The sequence below is a fragment of the Arthrobacter sp. Y-9 genome (genome assembly GCF_029690065.1).
Lineage (GTDB): Bacteria > Actinomycetota > Actinomycetes > Actinomycetales > Micrococcaceae > Arthrobacter_E.
Map to the genome: position 1 here is coordinate 3,280,609 of NZ_CP121463.1, position 16,934 is coordinate 3,297,542.

General features: G+C 69.0%; 18 protein-coding genes. 4 read left to right on the forward strand and 14 right to left on the reverse strand.

What is annotated here, in order from left to right:
- Nucleotides 1-142: 142 nt before the first annotated feature.
- The gene (locus P9849_RS14875) at nucleotides 143-325 is read left to right on the forward strand and encodes a hypothetical protein (RefSeq protein WP_278267495.1); all 183 of its coding nucleotides are present in this window, start codon (nucleotides 143-145) and stop codon (nucleotides 323-325) included.
- 116 nt (nucleotides 326-441) lie between these two features.
- Here the strand turns inward: P9849_RS14875 and P9849_RS14880 are convergent, their stop codons facing one another.
- From P9849_RS14880 to P9849_RS14925, 10 genes are all read right to left on the reverse strand, one after another.
- Nucleotides 442-1,104 (reverse strand): NAD(P)H-binding protein, encoded by a 663-nt coding sequence (locus P9849_RS14880; RefSeq protein WP_278267496.1) that lies wholly within the window; start codon nucleotides 1,102-1,104, stop codon nucleotides 442-444.
- A 20-nt stretch (nucleotides 1,105-1,124) separates the two neighbouring features.
- A complete protein-coding gene (locus P9849_RS14885) occupies nucleotides 1,125-2,168 on the reverse strand; it encodes an NAD(P)-dependent alcohol dehydrogenase (RefSeq protein ID WP_208187037.1) in 1,044 nt (347 codons plus the stop codon).
- 141 nt (nucleotides 2,169-2,309) lie between these two features.
- A complete protein-coding gene (locus P9849_RS14890; protein WP_278267497.1) occupies nucleotides 2,310-2,786 on the reverse strand; it encodes a hypothetical protein in 477 nt (158 codons plus the stop codon).
- Between the two features lie 128 nt (nucleotides 2,787-2,914).
- Nucleotides 2,915-3,859 (reverse strand): LysR family transcriptional regulator, encoded by a 945-nt coding sequence (locus tag P9849_RS14895; RefSeq protein WP_278267498.1) that lies wholly within the window; start codon nucleotides 3,857-3,859, stop codon nucleotides 2,915-2,917.
- A 470-nt stretch (nucleotides 3,860-4,329) separates the two neighbouring features.
- A complete protein-coding gene (locus P9849_RS14900) occupies nucleotides 4,330-4,743 on the reverse strand; it encodes a helix-turn-helix transcriptional regulator (protein ID WP_066216178.1) in 414 nt (137 codons plus the stop codon).
- 10 nt (nucleotides 4,744-4,753) lie between these two features.
- The gene (locus tag P9849_RS14905; RefSeq protein ID WP_278267499.1) at nucleotides 4,754-5,719 is read right to left on the reverse strand and encodes a DnaJ C-terminal domain-containing protein; all 966 of its coding nucleotides are present in this window, start codon (nucleotides 5,717-5,719) and stop codon (nucleotides 4,754-4,756) included.
- A 78-nt stretch (nucleotides 5,720-5,797) separates the two neighbouring features.
- Nucleotides 5,798-6,442, reverse strand: a complete 645-nt coding sequence (locus P9849_RS14910) for a nucleotide exchange factor GrpE (protein ID WP_208187040.1) — start codon at nucleotides 6,440-6,442, stop codon at nucleotides 5,798-5,800.
- A 2-nt stretch (nucleotides 6,443-6,444) separates the two neighbouring features.
- A complete protein-coding gene (gene dnaK / locus P9849_RS14915; protein ID WP_278267500.1) occupies nucleotides 6,445-8,295 on the reverse strand; it encodes a molecular chaperone DnaK in 1,851 nt (616 codons plus the stop codon).
- 165 nt (nucleotides 8,296-8,460) lie between these two features.
- Entirely contained in the window at nucleotides 8,461-9,027 is a 567-nt protein-coding gene (locus P9849_RS14920; protein WP_278267501.1) for a hypothetical protein, read from the reverse strand.
- A 253-nt stretch (nucleotides 9,028-9,280) separates the two neighbouring features.
- Nucleotides 9,281-9,964 (reverse strand): SDR family NAD(P)-dependent oxidoreductase, encoded by a 684-nt coding sequence (locus tag P9849_RS14925; RefSeq protein WP_278267502.1) that lies wholly within the window; start codon nucleotides 9,962-9,964, stop codon nucleotides 9,281-9,283.
- Between the two features lie 268 nt (nucleotides 9,965-10,232).
- On the opposite strand from P9849_RS14925, the gene P9849_RS14930 reads away from it, so the two are divergent.
- Nucleotides 10,233-11,171 (forward strand): hypothetical protein, encoded by a 939-nt coding sequence (locus P9849_RS14930; protein ID WP_278267503.1) that lies wholly within the window; start codon nucleotides 10,233-10,235, stop codon nucleotides 11,169-11,171.
- Here the strand turns inward: P9849_RS14930 and P9849_RS14935 are convergent.
- Entirely contained in the window at nucleotides 11,052-11,777 is a 726-nt protein-coding gene (locus tag P9849_RS14935; RefSeq protein ID WP_278267504.1) for a TetR/AcrR family transcriptional regulator, read from the reverse strand. The two genes, P9849_RS14930 and P9849_RS14935, sit on opposite strands and share 120 nt — an antisense overlap.
- Nucleotides 11,778-11,921: 144 nt before the next feature.
- On the opposite strand from P9849_RS14935, the gene P9849_RS14940 reads away from it, so the two are divergent.
- Together P9849_RS14940 and P9849_RS14945 are read left to right on the forward strand one after the other, a co-directional pair.
- Nucleotides 11,922-12,866: an NAD-dependent epimerase/dehydratase family protein gene (locus P9849_RS14940; protein WP_278267505.1), complete on the forward strand. Its 945-nt coding sequence runs from the start codon at nucleotides 11,922-11,924 to the stop codon at nucleotides 12,864-12,866.
- A gap of 111 nt (nucleotides 12,867-12,977) precedes the next feature.
- Nucleotides 12,978-13,505, forward strand: coding sequence for a DoxX family protein (locus tag P9849_RS14945; RefSeq protein WP_278267506.1), 528 nt, complete (start codon nucleotides 12,978-12,980; stop codon nucleotides 13,503-13,505).
- A 330-nt stretch (nucleotides 13,506-13,835) separates the two neighbouring features.
- Here the strand turns inward: P9849_RS14945 and P9849_RS14950 are convergent, their stop codons facing one another.
- The 3 genes from P9849_RS14950 to P9849_RS14960 form a co-directional block, all read right to left on the reverse strand.
- Nucleotides 13,836-14,957 carry a glutamate--cysteine ligase gene (locus tag P9849_RS14950; RefSeq protein ID WP_278267507.1) on the reverse strand — a complete coding sequence of 374 codons (1,122 nt, stop codon included), beginning with the start codon at nucleotides 14,955-14,957 and terminating at the stop codon, nucleotides 13,836-13,838.
- Between the two features lie 148 nt (nucleotides 14,958-15,105).
- Nucleotides 15,106-16,146, reverse strand: coding sequence for an acyl-CoA desaturase (locus P9849_RS14955; RefSeq protein WP_347567905.1), 1,041 nt, complete (start codon nucleotides 16,144-16,146; stop codon nucleotides 15,106-15,108).
- 214 nt (nucleotides 16,147-16,360) lie between these two features.
- Nucleotides 16,361-16,870 carry a MarR family winged helix-turn-helix transcriptional regulator gene (locus tag P9849_RS14960; protein WP_278267510.1) on the reverse strand — a complete coding sequence of 170 codons (510 nt, stop codon included), beginning with the start codon at nucleotides 16,868-16,870 and terminating at the stop codon, nucleotides 16,361-16,363.
- Nucleotides 16,871-16,934 lie beyond the last annotated feature (64 nt).

A 16,934-nucleotide genomic window follows, 5' to 3' on the forward strand; every position in this document is an offset into this window, starting at 1 on the left:
TGCGGGGTCACGTGATGGCCCCTCCAGGGGTCACAGCCGACATCACCTGACCCCGCAAGGGCAGGCGAGGCGACCCCTACCAGCGGCCGGACGGCCGGGCGTAGCCTGAAAGGGCAGTGTCCATGTCTGCCGAGGAGGAACCATGACGGACTTCCGCAGTTACACCGCCGAGGAACGGGCCAGCTTCGTCGCCCCCGCCTGCGAGATGTGCGGCCAGCACCGCCACGTGCGCTGGGTGCCGGTCGAGGGCGCCGGGAACCCGCCGCGCTGGACCCCGCGCGACGCCGGGTGCAGCAACGAGGCGTGCACCGGCTTCCGGGTCTGACGCCCGGCCCCGCCCTTCGGCACCGCCGCGCCCACGAAAACGCGCCCTGATTCATTTTCCGCGGGTCAATATCCCCGCGGAAAATGAATCAGGGCGCAGAAGTCGGCGAGGAGGCCTCAGCCCCGCAGCGCGGCGAGCGCGGCCACGGCGTCCGGCACCGGCGTCGTGCCGTCGGTGAGTTCCACGATCTCCCGGCTCACGGCCGGCTCGTGCAGCACCTCGGCCAGGAACGCCGCGACATTGCCGCGGCGGACGTTCCCGTACTCGATGGCGGGCCCGGCGGTGACCAGGCCGTCGCCGGGTTCGTCCTTGAGGGTGCCGGGGCGGACGATGACCCAGTCGAGATCCGTCCCGGCCAGGTGCACGTCCGCGGTCTTCTTGACCCGCATGTAGTGCTCGAAGCCGGCGTTCGGGGAGTCCCCGCCGCGACCGGCGTCGGGGAACACGGACACCAGCACGAACCGCCGCACCCCGGCGAGGGCCGCGGCGTCGGCGGCCTTCACCAGGCCGTCGCCGTCGATCGCGGTGGTCAGCTCCTGCCCGGTGCCATGCGCTCCGGCGGAGAACACGACGGCGTCGTGCCCGGTCAGGTGGCCGGCCAGCGTCTCCGTGGAGTCGGCGATGAGGTCGCCGAGCACGGACTGCGCCCCGGTCCGGGTGATGGTCTCCGTCTGTTCGGGACTGCGGTGCATGCCGGTGACCTGGTCACCGCGCTCCACGAGGAGCCCGGAGAGGATGCTGCCGATGCCGCCGGCCGCGCCGATCTGGAAAACCTTCATGGTGTCTCCTTCCGGAGTGGTCAGCCGATGGTGGACACGTCGATGACGAAGCGGTACCGGACGTCGGAGGCCAGCACGCGCTCGTAGGCCTCGTTGACCTGATCCGCGTCGATGACCTCGATCTGCGCGCCGATGCCGTGCTCGGCGCAGAAGTCGAGCATCTCCTGCGTCTCGGGGATGCCGCCGATGTTGGAGCCGGCCAGCGCCTTGGCCCCGCCGATCAGGCTGAAGATGTTCAGTTCCAGCGGCTCGCCCGGGGCGCCCACGCAGACCATGGCGCCGTGCGGCTTCACGAGGCGCAGGTAGTCGTCCAGGGGGATCTTGGCGCTGACGGTGTTGATGATGAGGTCGAAGCTGCCCTTGAGATCCTGGAAGGTGGTCTCGTCGCTCGTGGCGTAGTAGTGGTCCGCGCCCAGCTTGAGCCCGTCCTCCTGCTTCTTGAGGGACTGGGACAGCACGGTCACCTCGGCGCCCAGGGCGTGAGCCAGCTGGACGGCCATGTGGCCGAGGCCGCCGAGGCCGATCACGGCGACCTTCTTGCCCGGGCCGGCGCCCCAGCGGCGCAGCGGCGAGTACGTGGTGATGCCGGCGCAGAGGAGCGGGGCGGCGACGTCGAGCTCGAGGGAATCCGGGATCAGCAGCGTGAACGCGTCGTTCACCACCACCTGGCTGGAGTAGCCGCCCTGGGTGATGGTGCCGTCGCGGTCCTTCGAGGCGTAGGTGCCCACGTTCCCGTTGAGGCAGTCCTGTTCCTGACCGGCCAGGCACTGCTCACACTCGCGGCAGGAGTTGACCAGACAGCCCACGCCGACGCGGTCGCCGACCTTGCGGGTGGTGACCTCGGAGCCGACGGCGGCGACGATCCCGGCGATCTCGTGGCCGGGGGTCAGGGGGTAGGGGACCGGGCCCCAGTCACCGCGGACGGTGTGGATGTCCGAATGGCAGATGCCCGCGTACTTGATGTCGATCAGCACGTCATGCGGGCCGAGTTCGCGGCGTTCCACGGTGGTGCGGATGAGCGGTTCCGTGGCGGACGGCGCGGCGAGAGCGGCAACGGTGGTCATGAGGACTCCTTCACAAGGGGGATGTCAGGTCCAAAGGGTTGAACCGGCCGGGGCGGGAGGGCATTCCCCGATCTCAGGATTCACCCGCAATTCCCACTCTGGCACAGCAGGACCGCTGGCGGGAGGGCTTGCGGTAACCACTCAGGAAATCCCCGGCGGAGGCTCCTCGGCATCGTCCAGCCCGAGCGGCGGCCGGACCAGGAGGGAGAGCGGGAATCCGGAGAGGAGCGCGATCATCTCGTAGTAGTCGGACGCGAAGACGTACCCGGGAAGACCGAACTCCCCGGCCCTGAAGTCCAGATAGGCCGCATGGGAGGGGAAGTACTCCTCCGGGCGGCGGCCCTGCAGGAAGGTCTTGGCGATCGCGAGTTCCCGCGCGGCCTGGAGGAAGATGAGCTGCCGGGCGGTCTCCGTGGGGTCCTGAGCGATCCACCAGCGCTGACGGCGCAGCGTCTCCTCGACGGCGAGCTGAACGGCCTCGGCGAATCGATCCGCCGCGGCGCGCGGCGTGGGATGGGCGGCCACGGCCTCCAGCAGCGCTTCCACGCACACCGCGCACCCTTTCGGCCCGGGAGCATGGTGCCGCGGACGCACCACGCAGTTGATGATCACCCGCATGGGCCCGCCTCCTTCACTCCCCCGGGAGAGGGAAGCACGGGCACGGTGCGGCCCGGGGACGGGGGAAGAGACATGACGGCGGTCCTTTCAGCGTGTCAGGGGCACGGCCCCTGCGCTTCAGGGGCCGGTCAGGCGTGGACGGCCGAGCCGTTCCGGGAGCGTCGCGCCTGGGCGGCGCGGCGGGGGTCTTTGAGCACGGTCTGTGCCGCGGCGCCGAGCTCCCGAACCAGGACGGGTGCCGGCTTGCCGGCCAGCCGCACCACCGCCAGCGGGGTGGAGACCTCCGGCTCGATCAGCGGCAGCACGTGGATGGACGGATCGTCACGGCGGGCCGCGACGGCGGTCTCCGGGACGACGGCGGCCCACAGCCCGGAGGTGACCAGGCTCAGGAGCGCTTCGTTGGAGTCGGCTTCCAGGCGTGGCTTGATCTGGAGGCCGGCGGACCGCCACGCCTCATCGGCGAGCTGCCGGGCCCGCATGTCCGAGGCCAGGAGTCCGAGAGGCACTTCGGCGAGCATGCGTCCCGTGATCGAGGGCTGGTCCTCGGGGAACATGCCCGGAGCGGCCACGACCACATTGGTGACCTCGCCCAGGGGCACCGACACGAGGTCCGGGCCGTCCGCCGCGGACGGGTGGATGATGCCGGCGTCGAGTTCGAAGGCCCTCAGCCGCGCCACCACGTCCTCGCTGTTCAGCCCCGATTGGACGGTGGAGCGCACCAGAGGATGCGCGTCCGCCAGGGCCGACACCACCGCCGTCGCGAGGGCGATCCCGGCCGGAATGGTGCCGATCCGCGCGACGCCGGTCAGCTGGCCCCGTGCCGCCGCGATCTCCGCGGAGAGTGCCTCCTGGTCGGAGACCACACGGCGGGCCCAGGTGAGCGCCATCTCGCCCTCCGGCGTGAGGCCCTCGTAGGCGTGTCCGCGGCGGACCAGCGGCACCCCGAGTTCGACTTCCAGCTTGCGCACCGCCTCCGAAAGCGTCGACGGCGAGACGAAGCATGCCGCGGCCGCCCGGCCGAAATGCTCCTCCCGCGCCAGGGCGACGAAGTACTGGAGTTGTGTCAGGAGCATGGCATCCCATCTGGTCGTGGTCAGAAGACTGGTGGTCAAAAGAAGTGAGAGGAACCGCCCGGGACCCGCTCCCTCGCGGTTCCTCTCACCTCAGGAACTGCGGAGGAAGACCTCCGCAGCGTCGTGGGACCTTCGCTGGTGCCCCACGTTCGTACCGCCTTGACGGGCGGTGGCTTGTCATCGTTGTGCTTTCAGCCTAGGAGCGCTATTCTTCGGCGTCCATGGGGCCATACCGACTGGTCATTCGGAGCTGCCGAACAACTAGACGGCACGGACGAACGAGCGGAAAGACGGCTGAACGCGGGGTTCCTGCCCCCGGAGGGAGGCGGAAACCCGTCATCGGACACACGAAAGGCGGGACACCTGCCTGGTGTCCCGCCCCTGAGTGATGTGGCCCTGGTGGTCAGGCCTGGGACGGCACGGGATCGCTCAGAATCCGCACCGGATGCGAACGGGCGCTGCCCGGAACGCTACGGCCGCCAGATGACGACGGCCTGGCTCCGCGGCGTCGGGCGCTGGCCCCGCGCGAGCGGGACCACGTCGCCGGCCGACACCCCGGCGGCGAAGACCCGGGGTTCCTGCGCCGCCGGGCGGCGCTCCAGTTCCTCGGTCAGTTCCCGGACGCGGGACTGCAGAGCCGCGACCTGGTTCTCCAGTTCGAGGATGCGCTTGATGCCCTCGAGGGAGACGCCCTCCTGGGAGAGGCGCTGCACCTCACGCAGCCGGTCGACGTCGTGCTGCGAATAGCGGCGCGCCTTGCCCGGCGCCCGGCTCGGCGAGACGATGCCCAGCCGGTCGTACTGACGCAGGGTCTGGGGGTGCATCTCGGCCAGCTCGGCGGCAACCGAGATCACGAAAAGCGGTTGATTCAGGTCGATCGCCATGGCTCACCTCCTACAGCACGGCGTGGGCGGCGATGACCGCCCGGGGGTCCTCACCCGCGGTGGCGTCGGCGAAGGCCTCGACCGCCGCCTTGGCGGCGTCGTTGAGCTTCTGCGGCACGACGACGTCGACCGTCACCAGCAGATCGCCGGTGGCCTTCGCCGTCTTCACGCCGCGGCCCTTCACCCGCAGGGTGCGTCCGCTCGGAGTGCCGGCGGCCAGGTGGAGCTTGACCTTCTCGCCCTCCATGGTCGGCACCTCGATGTTCCCACCGAGCGCGGCCTCGTTGAAGCTGATCGGCACGTGGATGCGGATGTTGTTCCCGTCCCGCTTGAAGAAGGGATGCTCCTTCACGTGGACGGTGATGATCAGGTCGCCGTTGCCACCGGATCCGGGGTTGCCCTTGCCGCGCTGGCGGACCTTCTGACCGTCCTTGATGCCGGCCGGGATCTTGACATCGATGACGTTGCCGTCCGGCTCGCGCAGGCTGACCGCGGTGCCCTGGATGGAGCCCTTGAAGGAGATCGTGGTGCTGGCCGTGCGGTCCGTGCCCTTGGTGGGCTGCTGGGAGAAGCCTCCGAAGCCGCCTCCGCCGCCGAACAGATCGGCGAATTCCGGCGGGATGCCTCCCGAGGAGCCTCCGCGGGTCCGGCCGCCCTGGTTGAAGATGCCGCCGAAGAGGTCCTCGAAGCCGCCGGGTCCGGCGCCCTGTCCGCCGCTGCCCGGGGCGAAGCGTGCGCCGCTCCCCATGGCGCGGATGGCGTCGTACTGCTGACGGTCCTCGGGGTTGGAGAGCACCGAGTTGGCCTCGGTGATGTCCTTGAACTTCTTCTCCGCTTCGGCGTCCCCGGCGTTGGTGTCGGGGTGATACTTGCGGGCGAGCTTGCGGTACGCCTTCTTGATGTCGGCGTCGGACGCGTCCTTGGCGACACCAAGGATCTTGTAAAAGTCCTTCTCAACCCAGTCCTGGCTTGCCAAGGGCGTTTCCTTTCCTGTCTGAAAATCCAAAGGGGGCGGTGCGGGCGCCGTGGCGCCCGCACCGCAGATGGTCCCCGCTTACTGCGGGACCGCGACGATGACCTGCGCAGCCCGCAGGACGCGGGAGGAGGTGCGGTAGCCGGCCCGGAGGACCTGGCTGACCGTGTCCACCTCGACCTCGCCGGGCTGCTGGATGAGGGCCTCGTGGATGGTGGGGTCGAATTCGACACCCGTCTCCTCGATGCGCTCCAGTCCGTAGGTCTTGAGCGTGTTCTCCAGCTTGCCGGCGATCGCCGCGAACGGGCCGTCGGAGAGGTCCCCGTGGGCCCGTGCCGCGTCGATGTCGTCCATGACCGGCAGGATGGCGTTCAGCACGCCGATGACGGCCATCTCGCCCGCCACCGCCCGGTCACGTTCCACCCGCTTGCGGTAGTTGACGTACTCGGCCTGGAGGCGCAGCAGATCGTTGCGCAGCTCCTCCGCCTCGGACGACGACGGGGTGTTCCCCGCATCGGCGCCCGCGGCGTTGAGGATCTCCTCGGCCTGGCTGAGTGCATCACCGTTCGCGTCGGTGGCGCCGCCACCGGCTGGAGCTTCGGAGCCCTGGGGGGTCCGTGCCTGGCCGGTCTCCGGGTCGACCTTGCGGTTGTCCCGGATGACCGGCTCCTGGCGCTCGTCCCCGGTCCCGGAGCCGTGTTCTGCTTCGTTACCGTGGTGCGGCATGGTTACTTCTTCTCGTCTTCGTCGATGATCTCGGCGTCCACGATGTCCTCGTCAGGAGCACCGGCGGAGGCGCCTGCGGCTTCCTCACCACCGGCGGGAGCCTGGGACTGGGCGTAGATGGCCTCGCCGAGCTTCGTCTGGGAAGCCTGGAGTTTCTCGAACGCAGCCTTCACAGCGTCGTCATCCGTGCCTTCGAGGGCGGCCTTGAGGGCGTCGACGTCGGCCTTGACCTCGGTCTTGACCTCTTCCGGCAGCTTGTCGTCGTTGTCGGCGATGAGCTTGTCGGTGGCGTAGGCCAGCTGCTCGGCGGCGTTGCGGGTGTCCGCAGCCTCACGGCGCTTCTTGTCCTCGGCGGCGTGCGCCTCGGCGTCGGCGACCATGCGCTCGATGTCCTCCTTGGAGAGGGCGCTGCCACCGGAGATCGTCATGGACTGCTCCACACCGGTGCCCTTGTCCTTGGCGGACACGTGCACGATGCCGTTGGCGTCGATGTCGAAGGTGACCTCGATCTGGGGCACGCCACGCGGTGCGGGGGCGATGCCGGTCAGCTCGAAGGTGCCCAGCGGCTTGTTGTCCCGGGTGAACTCACGCTCGCCCTGGAAGACCTGGATGGACACGGACGGCTGGTTGTCATCCGCCGTGGTGAAGGTCTCGCTGCGCTTGGTCGGGATCGCGGTGTTGCGCTCGATCAGCTTGGTCATGACGCCGCCCTTGGTCTCGATGCCGAGGGACAGGGGGGTCACGTCGATCAGGAGCACGTCCTTGCGCTCACCCTTCAGCACGCCGGCCTGCAGGGCTGCGCCCACGGCCACGACCTCGTCCGGGTTGACGCCCTTGTTGGGCTCCTTGCCACCGGCGAGCTCCTTGACCAGCTCGGTCACGGCGGGCATACGGGTGGAACCACCGACGAGCACGATGTGATCGATGTCGGAGACCTTGATGCCGGCTTCCTTGATGACGTCGTGGAACGGCTTCTTGGTGCGCTCCAGCAGGTCCTTGGTCAGGTCCTGGAACTTGGCACGGGTGAGGTGCTCGTCCAGGTGGACCGGGCCGTCAGCGGTGACCGAGAGGTACTGCAGGGAGATGTTGGTGCTGGTCGAGGAGGAGAGTTCCTTCTTGGCCTGCTCCGCGGCCTCGCGCAGACGCTGGAGGGCGATCTTGTCCTTGGAGAGGTCGATGCCCTTGGCCTTCAGCTGGCCCAGGAGGTACTGGACGATCCGGTCATCCCAGTCGTCGCCGCCGAGGCGGTTGTCACCGGCGGTCGCGCGGACCTGGATGGTGGAGAAGCCGTCCTCGTCCTTGCCGACTTCCAGCAGGGACACGTCGAAGGTGCCGCCACCGAGGTCGAAGACCAGGATGAGTTCGTCTTCCTTGCCCTTGTCCAGACCGTAGGCCAGAGCGGCCGCGGTGGGCTCGTTGACGATGCGCAGGACGTTGAGGCCCGCGATCTCACCGGCCTCCTTGGTGGCCTGGCGCTCGGCGTCGTTGAAGTATGCCGGAACGGTGATGACCGCGTCGGTGACCTTCTCGCCCAGGTACGCCTCGGCGTCGTTCTTCAGCTTCATGAGCGTACGGGCGGAGATCTCCTGCGCCGTGTACTTCTTGCCGTCGACGTCGACGCTCCAGTCGGTGCCCATGTGGCGCTTGACGGAGGCGATGGTGCGGTCGATGTTGTTGACGGCCTGGCGCTTGGCGATCTCGCCGACCAGGACCTCACCGTTCTTGGAGAACGCAACCACTGACGGCGTAGTGCGACCGCCTTCAGCGTTGGCGATGACGGTGGGCTCGCCACCTTCCAGAACGGAGACGACCGAGTTGGTGGTTCCGAGGTCAATGCCTACAGCACGTGACATGTGTTGCTTCCTTCCTTGGAAAAAGTAGGTGTTCGCTGCGTCCAAGGCTTTTCCTTGAGCGCTCTGCACTCAACTCTACTCTTAAGCATTCTGGTGTCAAGCAAAGTTGAGTCGCCTTCACTCAAGTTCGCCGTGAGCGAACATCCCTCGAGGCGCCTAGTGTCCTCAGGCGAGGCCGACGCTCTCGTCAGCGACGTCGTTGGAGGGGTCCGTGTCGCCCGGGACGTTGCTGATCAGCGCCACGACATGGGCCGCGTTCAGCGCGGTGGACGGGCCTGCCGTCAGGGACACGGTCGCCGGCGGGGCGCCCACGATGAGGGGCGCGACCGTCGTGGCGGTGAGCGTGAACACCTCGGTGCTGATGATCGTCTGCGGCACGGTCGAGGTGAGCTTCAGGCGGGGATCGACCACGACGCCGACCACCGGGATGGTGTTCTCCCGCACCAGGGTGACGTCCATGGTGAGCGTGAGGAGGACACCTGCCGGGATGTCCCCACCGGAGGCCGGACCCGCCACCACTCCACCGCTGAGGCGGGTGCGGAGGCCGCCGTCGGTGAAGTCGGCCTCGGCCCATGCCGCGGCGTCGATGCCCGCTCCGCTCGCGGCCGCCTGCGGGGCAGCCACGGCCGCGGCGATCACGGGAATGCTCCAGGCAGCTCCCCGCACGACGGCGCGGCGCGGCGTGCTGCCGGCGGTGTGGTCTTCGGGCGAACGCCCCTGCTGGTCCATCATGTGCTCATGCCCTTCCGAGGGGCCGGCCGGAGACCCGCCAGGACCCACCGGCACAGGGCCCCGCTCTGAAATTCCGGAGGCCACCGAAGCGGTGGCCAAAAGGTCAAAACTAGCATGACGATCGTTGGGGGGATGGGGCAGCCCGCTCTCCTCACACGTCCGGCCCGCGGCTCACGCCGTCCCCTGGTTCCGGCGCGCGAATTTCTTTCCGGTGCGGATATTGCGGCACCGGAAGGAAATCAGGGCACCCGAATCACCACTCCAGGTCAGGCTCGCCGAGGGAACAGAACCGGGGACTCCGTCGATCCTCCTCCTCGACCAGGGCCAGGAGTTCCCGAGCCGCCACCGCGGGGGCCTTGTCCGCACCGGTCCGGCCCATTCCCGTCATCAGCCGGCCGGGATGCACGGCCAGGACCCTGATCCCGGGAGACAGTTCCTGCGCCAGCGCAACGGTCAGCATGTTCTGCGCCGCCTTCGAGATCCGGTAGGCGTAGCTCGTGCCGAAACCGTCGAAGTCACCTCTGGCCTGGGCCGTCACCGAACCCAGGCGCGAACTCACGTTGACGATCACGGGAGCCGGCGCCTTGCGCAGTGACGACAGCAGCGCCGCGACGAGCCGCATCGGACCCGCGACGGCGACGTCGAGACTCGCGAGCACGAGGTCCGGATCGGCGTGCTGGACACCGCCGCCGGGCGCGCCCTGCGCCGCGTTGTTGACGAGCAGATCGACCGGGCGCTCCCCGACGGCCGCCATCAGATCCTCGGGCACGTCGGCCCGCACATCGTGCTGGAGCACCGTCAGACCGGCCCGCGGTTCACGCCGTGCTCCCGGCGGACGCTCCAGACCGATCACCGACCAGCCGACGTCGAGCAGTTCCTCCGCGATGGCCCGCCCGAGGCCCCGACCCGTCCCGGACACCACGGCGAGCCGGGTCATACGGCCCCGCCGTTGAAGGTGAGGGCACGGAGCCCTCTCTCGCGGAACCCTGGAGTGACGTCCTGCACCGTGATCATCTCGCCACGGAACCAGCCCGCGCTGAGCGGGTCAAGTCATGACCACCGTGCGCGCCATACGCCGACTTCCGGTTCCGGTGCGCGACTTCATTCCCGGCGGGGATATTGCCGCGCCGGGAATGAATCAGAGCGCGGAATCCGACAGGACCACTCCCTGCCTCACACGGCACGGCTCCCGCTACGGTGGTCCCATGGAATCCCCTCTGGACGCGAGCGCCCTTACGGAACCGCTCGCGCCCTCGGAGGTTCCGGATCCGCCTCGCTCCGGGGCCGCACTGGTCGTCTTCCTGCTGGCCCTCGTCTTCCTGGGCGCCGGAGCAGGAGCGACCTGGTGGGCCTTCCCCCTGGACCCCGGCGGCGGTCGGCGGCTCGCGCTGACGCTGCTGGTCATCGCCCTGGCCATGGCGGGCGTGCGCCTCTGGATGGCCCTCGCTCTGCGCCGCAAAGCCCGCGAACGCGCCACCCTGCGGCATCGCCTGCAGCGATTCGCCGCGGCGAACCACCGGACCTTCCTGTTCGATCAGCCGGCCCCACGGCTGCCCGGGCTGCTCTTCGGACAAGGCACTCAACAGAGCACCACCGAGGCTCTGCGCTGGACCGCCCATCGGCCCGTGGAAGTGGGCAATTACCGATTCGTCGTCGGCCGGGGCCGGAACACCCGCATCTTCGACGGCGGCTACCTCGCGATCAGAACGGGCGGGCCGCTCCCGCCGCTCGTCCTCGAACCCGCGCGAGCGCGCGGCATCCTGCGGCGGCACCTGGTCCCGCCACCGTCGTCGTTCGGGGCGTCCACCGTGAGCAGCGCGGACGGCACGGCGTTCAAGCTGTGGGCGCCTGCGGAGCGCGCCGCGGAGGCCGCAGCTTTTCTCACCGGACCACGCCTGGACCTCCTGACGCGTCACGCGCGGGACCTCGAAGTCGCCGACGGAACCGTGCTCGCCTACTCTGCCGCACCCCTGCTGACCGCCGACCCGGGCCTCTGGGCCTGGATCGAGGAGGTCGTGGCCGCGCTACAGCCCGACGACATCGGCCAGCGTCCGCATCTGATGCGCGAAAAGCTCCTCCCGGGCGGGGAAGGTGTCCGGCCCGTACTGCCCGAACACCTCGAAGCTGACCGCCCCGAACACTGACGTCCAGACCAGGACACCTCGGGCGAGCAGCTCATCCGGCAGTTCCAGCCCGAGTTCATCGCGCACCGCGGCGAGGTTGCCGGCCAGGGCGTCTGACACGACGCCGGCCTCCCCCGGATCCCGCAGCGCACCGGCGCGGTGGGCCGCGTCGAGGATCCCGACCAGCCGTAGGACCACCCGGGTCCCGGGCTCGATGGTCCGCTCCCCCGGCGCCTGGTACCCGGGCACCGGGCTGCCGAACAGCAGCGCGTAACAGGCGGGTTCCGCCACGGCCCAGCGGCGGACCGCCTGTGCGAGGGTCAGGAACCGCTCGCGGAAATCGTCGTCCGGCACCTGGTTCACGGCCGCGTCGACGGCGTCGCCCAGTTCGTTGTAGGCGTCGATCAGCAGGAGCGTCAGCAGTTCGTCCCGGCTCTCGACATAGCGGTACACGGCCGAGGAGACGACGCCGAGGTCCCGCGCCACCGCCCTCAGGGACAGGGCCGCCGCCCCCTGTTCGGCGAGATGCTTCCGCCCAAGGCTCACGATGTCGGCGATCGTGCGGGCCCGGGCGCGCTCACGAGGCCCGGGGGTGCGGTCGGCGCGAGGGGCTGAGGTGTCCGGCATGGACCCATGCTGTCCGATTCCGAGAGCAGCGTCAACTTTTGAGAGCAGTGCTCTTGACTTCCGTCCGGCAGGGCTTCATTCTGGATTCAGAGAGCGGTGCTCTCGCTTTCACATCCACCTTCACTTCCGCCCCAGGAGAACACCATGTCCCAGAACCCCAGCACCTACCTCGTCATCGGCGCCGGCCCCATCGGCTGGACGGTCGCGTCCCAGCTCGCCGAGCAGGGCGAACGGGTCCGCCTGCTCACCCGTTCCGGCTCCGGCCCGGACCACCCGCTCATCGACCGCGTGCGGGGCGACGCCGGAGACCCGGCATCCCTCGCGCGGGAACTCGACGGCGTGCGGGCCGTCTTCCACTGCATGCACAGCAGCGCCTACACGGAGCAGGCCTGGCGCGCCGAACTGCCGCAGGCCGAGCGCGCGGTGCTGGATGCCGCCGCGGAGGCGGGGGCCGTCGTCGTGTTCCCCGAAAGCCTGTACTCATACAGCGAGCCGGACCGCGTCATGCGCGAGGACAGCCCGCGCAAGGCCCGCGGCGGCAAGCGCGGGGTGCGCACCGAGCTGCTCGCGGCCCGGGCGGCCCACCCCGCGCACACCGTGAGCATCGTGGCGAGCGACTACTTCGGTCCGCAGGCGCTGAACGCCCACGCCGGCGAGCGCATGGTCCCGCTCGTGCTGGCGGCGAAGACGGTGCGCGTCGTGGGGTCGGCCGACCAGCCGCACTCCTTCACCTACGTGCCCGACTACGCGGCCGCCATGATCGCCGCCGCCCGCGACGAATCCCTCTGGGACCGCGTGCTGCACGCTCCGACGGGGCCAGCGCTGACGCAGCGCGAGATGGCGGAAGCCTTCGCGACGGCGGCCGGCGTCCCCTCCGCGAAGGTCGCAGTGCTGCCCCGCCGGCTCATGAAGGGGCTGGGCCTGGTGATGCCGTCCATCCGGGAGCTGAACGAGCTGGAGTATCAGTTCACGGCGCCGTTCGTGATGGATTCGAGCACGAGCGAGGCATTGCTCGGGTTCGGGTCGACCCCGCTGGACGAAGCCGCCCGGGCGACCGTGGCCTGGTGGCGGGAGCGCGCGACGGCGTGAGGCGGGGCCGTGTTCGCCGCGACCGCACGGGTTCAGCCCCGAGCATGAACGTGACCGCACGGACTCGCTCCCTCCCGCCGGCGCGGACCCCGTCTGCGGTACGTTGTGTCCATGATCGCCGACAGCGCCGCACTCGATGCGGGAATCCTTTTCCTGCGCCTCGTCGTGGGAATCACGATGGCCGCCCACGGTTTCCAGAAGTTCTTCGGCAAGGGCGGAATCGGGCAGGTCGCCGCCTGGTTCGACAGCATCGGCATGAAACCGGGCAGGTTCAACGCGATCATGGCCGGGTCGACCGAGACGGCGGCCGGGATCGCGCTCGCCCTCGGGCTCTTCACCCCGCTCGCCGGGGCTGCTTACGTCGCTCTGATGGTCGTCGCGTTCTGGACGGTCCACCGGCACGGGTTCTTCGCGACCAAGGGCGGATGGGAGTACAACCTGGTCCTCGGCGCGACGGCGGTGACCGTGGCGACGCTCGGCGCCGGGCGGCTCAGCGTGGACCACGTGTTCACCGGCACCGGGATCGCCGGCCTCCTCTGCGGCTGGGCGGGACTGCTCATCGCGGTCTTCCTCGGAGTCGTCGGCGCGGTGGGCCAGCTCGCGATCTTCTACCGCCCTCCGGCGCCCAAAGATCGATGATGAGTGATCGCCGACGTCGTGCCGACCAGGCGTCCTCGCCTTCTGGGGCAGCGGCGGGCCTAAACGGTCTGCAGCGGATCGAGAGCGATCCCCTGAGGTGGACACTTTACAGCGACGGCGCCAGCTTCGTGCTGACAATGGCGAGCGACCGGGGAACCGTTCGCGTCAGCCTCACAGCAGCGGAAATCAAGGGTTACCGATCCGAGGGAGCGTCCTACATCGCCGGCCTCGCGGCCCGCTTCACCCACCACCCCGAGGCCCTGAGGGCGAGCGCCTCCAGCAGAACCGACCGCGGCTGAACCGGAGAACTGAACCGCACTCGGAACGCGTTCAGTCCAGCGGCTCGCGTTCGGTCTGCCCGCTGGAAGCGTGGGTGGCTTCGACGATCGCCGCGACGACGTCGGAGGCGCGTCCGCTCTCATAGGCTTCGCGCTGCAGACGCTCCCCCGAGCCGCGCTCCAGGATCCGCGCGATCCCGGCGCGGACGAGCGGCAGGTCGCCGGCGCCGTCGAGCGCCACGTCGAGGTGATCCGTGAAGTCCTCGACGACGGCGGCCGCGGGGCGAGGATCGCCGGTGGCCGGGTCGAGCAGTTCTCCCCGCAGCCCGAAGCGGCTCGCCTGCCAATCGGCCAGCCGCAGCGTGTCCGTCGGGACGGCCGGAGCGGGGATGCCCGCCCGCCACTCCGCGGCTGCCGTCTCGACCAGTGCCCGCACGGCTGCGGCGAGCACCACGGCGTCGTCGGCCCGGAGGCAGATGTCGGCGATCCGCACCTCCACGGTGGGCTGGTGCCGGCAGAGCCGTGCGTCGAAGTACACCATGCCCTCGTCCAGCAGCACGCCGGTGCGGATCAGCCGCGCGATGGTCGCGTCGTATCCGGCCGCGGTGCCGAAAAGCTCTGCGGGCCCCGCCGACGGCCAGCGGCTCCAGATCTGGGTGCGGTAGCTGGCGAAGCCCGTGTCCTCGCCGTTCCAGAAGGGCGAGTTGGCGCTGAGGGCGAGGAGCACCGGGAGCCAGGGTCTGATCCGGTCCAGGACCGCGACACCCTCGTCCCGTGAATCCACGGAGACGTGGACGTGCAATCCGCAGGTGATCTGTTCCCGGGCGACCATGCCGAAGCGCCGGGACATGGCGGAGTACCGCTGGTCGCCTTCCGTCTGCGTCGTATGCATCAGCGGCGGGGTTCCCGAGGCGGCGATCCGTGCGCCGACGGTGCGGGCCGCAGCGTCGGCCAGCGAACGGCCGGCCACGATCTCGGCCCGCAGCTCCTCCGCCGTCTCGCACGGCCTGGTGTTGACCTCGATCTGCTCCTGCTTGAATTCCGTCGTGAGACCCGGCCCGGGCAACGAACCGGAGCGCGTCGCGGCGTCGAGAACGGCGCGGGCGAGAGGCAGCGGCCACCCGCTGTCCGCCGAGACGATCAGCAGTTCCTCTTCGACTCCGAACGTGCGCATCCGCGCCTCCGCTCACCTGGCCCGAGAGGTCCGATCCGTCCGGGCGCCATGCCGTGATCCCCCTTGAATCATCCCACCGTGACCGGCACGGAGCGAAGATGGGTCTATGGGCGGGCGCCTCCTGGGCACCGGGCCGTGGAGCGTCCGTTCAGCTCGTGAGAGCCGGCCGCCGCAGTGTCTGCGCGACAGGGCATTCGAAGACCGACCCGCGGCCATAGCCGACCTCGTTGAGATACTTGATGACGGTCCCGTAGGAAGCGAGCAGCGTCGACGTGGTGTACGGGATGTTCTCCTCGGCGCAGGTACGTCGGACGATCGCTGCGGCGCGTCGGAGGGCAGGCCGAGGCATGGTGGGAAACAGGTGGTGCTCGATTTGGTAGTTCAAGCCGCCCATCAGCACATCCATGGCCCAGTTCCCCGTGATGTTCCGTGAGGACCGGACCTGCCTGGTCAGAAAGTCCACCCGATCCCCCGCAGCGTACACTTTCATTCCTTTATGGTTCGGGGCGAAGGTGGCTCCCATGTAGAAACCGAAGACTCCCTGCTGGACCAGGACGAAGGTGATGGCCAGGGGCAGCGGGAGGAAGATGAACGCCAGTGCCGGAACCGCGCAGGTCCTGATGGTGAGAATCGCCAGTTCGAGGGCGCGCCGGTCCACCCGCCCTCTGCTGAACAGGTGACGGTAGGAGTCCACTTGCAGGCTGATGCCGAGGAACGGCAGCAGCAGGAAGAGGAAGTAGCCCTGCCCCTTGGCGATGAAATGCAGTGCCCTCGGCCTCGCTGCAGCCGCCTGATCGTAGAAGGCCACGAAACCGGGGCGAATGTCGGGATCCTTGCCGATCATGTTCGGCGTCGAATGGTGCCGGGTGTGTTTCTGCTGCCACATGGCGTAACTGATGCCGGACAGCCCTGTTGCGACGAGGCGCGCGAACCAGTCGTTGGCCTTCCAGGTGGAGAAGATCTGGCGGTGCGCCGCCTCGTGGGCCAGGAAGCCGAACTGGGTCATCAGCACGCCCAGACCGACCGCGATCAGGATCTGGAACCCGGAATCACCCAGCAGGCCGAAGCCGGCCCATGCAGCGCCATAAGCCAGGATCAGGATCGAAAAAAGTGTGAGGTAGAAGCCCCGGCGGCGAACCAGAAGCCCATCGGATTTCATCTGCGTTTGAAGAGCGACGAATCGCTCCACCAGGGGGTTGCTCCGCGCGGGGCGCGAGAGGAGGTCAGTGTTCATTCAGTGCCGCCAATGGCTGGGAGGTTCGGCGCGACCCTCGATATCGGGGCACCATTCCCTCGTTTCTCGACTCTACGGGATGCACCTGAGAGCTGCCGGGACGCGCCAGGCCCGCCCGACTCGGTTTCGACCCGAGCGGGAGCGCAAGGGACCTCGGGCGAGGCTGCCGTCACTTCGCTGTGTCCCGCCCCGGGTGCGGATCGAACTCGGAGAGCGCTTCGATGAGCGCTCCCAAATACCTCTCGACCGTGGCCAGCTCCTCCTCCGTGAAGGCGCCGGCTGCGGAGAGCAGGGCGCTGACCTGACGTTGCAGACCGGAGTCCAGCATGACGCGGGCGTCTGCCGTGGCGTGGAGGATACGCGCCCTGCGATCGTGCCGGTCGACCTTGCGCGTGAGATACCCGGCCGAGATCAGACGCTCCACCAAGCCCGACGTCGAGGCGGACGTGATGCCCAGGTGAGCCCCGATCTGCTTCGGCGTGACGTCGTGATCAGCCGACTCGTCCACGACGAAGCGCAGCGCTTCCAGGTCGTTGTCGTTGATGTTCAGATCCGCCCGTAAGGACTCCCGGGCGCCAGTCTCGACCTCACGGAATTCACGGAGCAGGTGCAGGGAATTGAGAACGTGGTCTTCACGCCCACCCTCGAGCCAGCTCCGGTTGATCACTTCCAGAACCATCGGCAAGACCTTCCCGTCTGGAAAATTCGGTAAACGAACTAGTGAACCCCCTTTCCACTGTAGA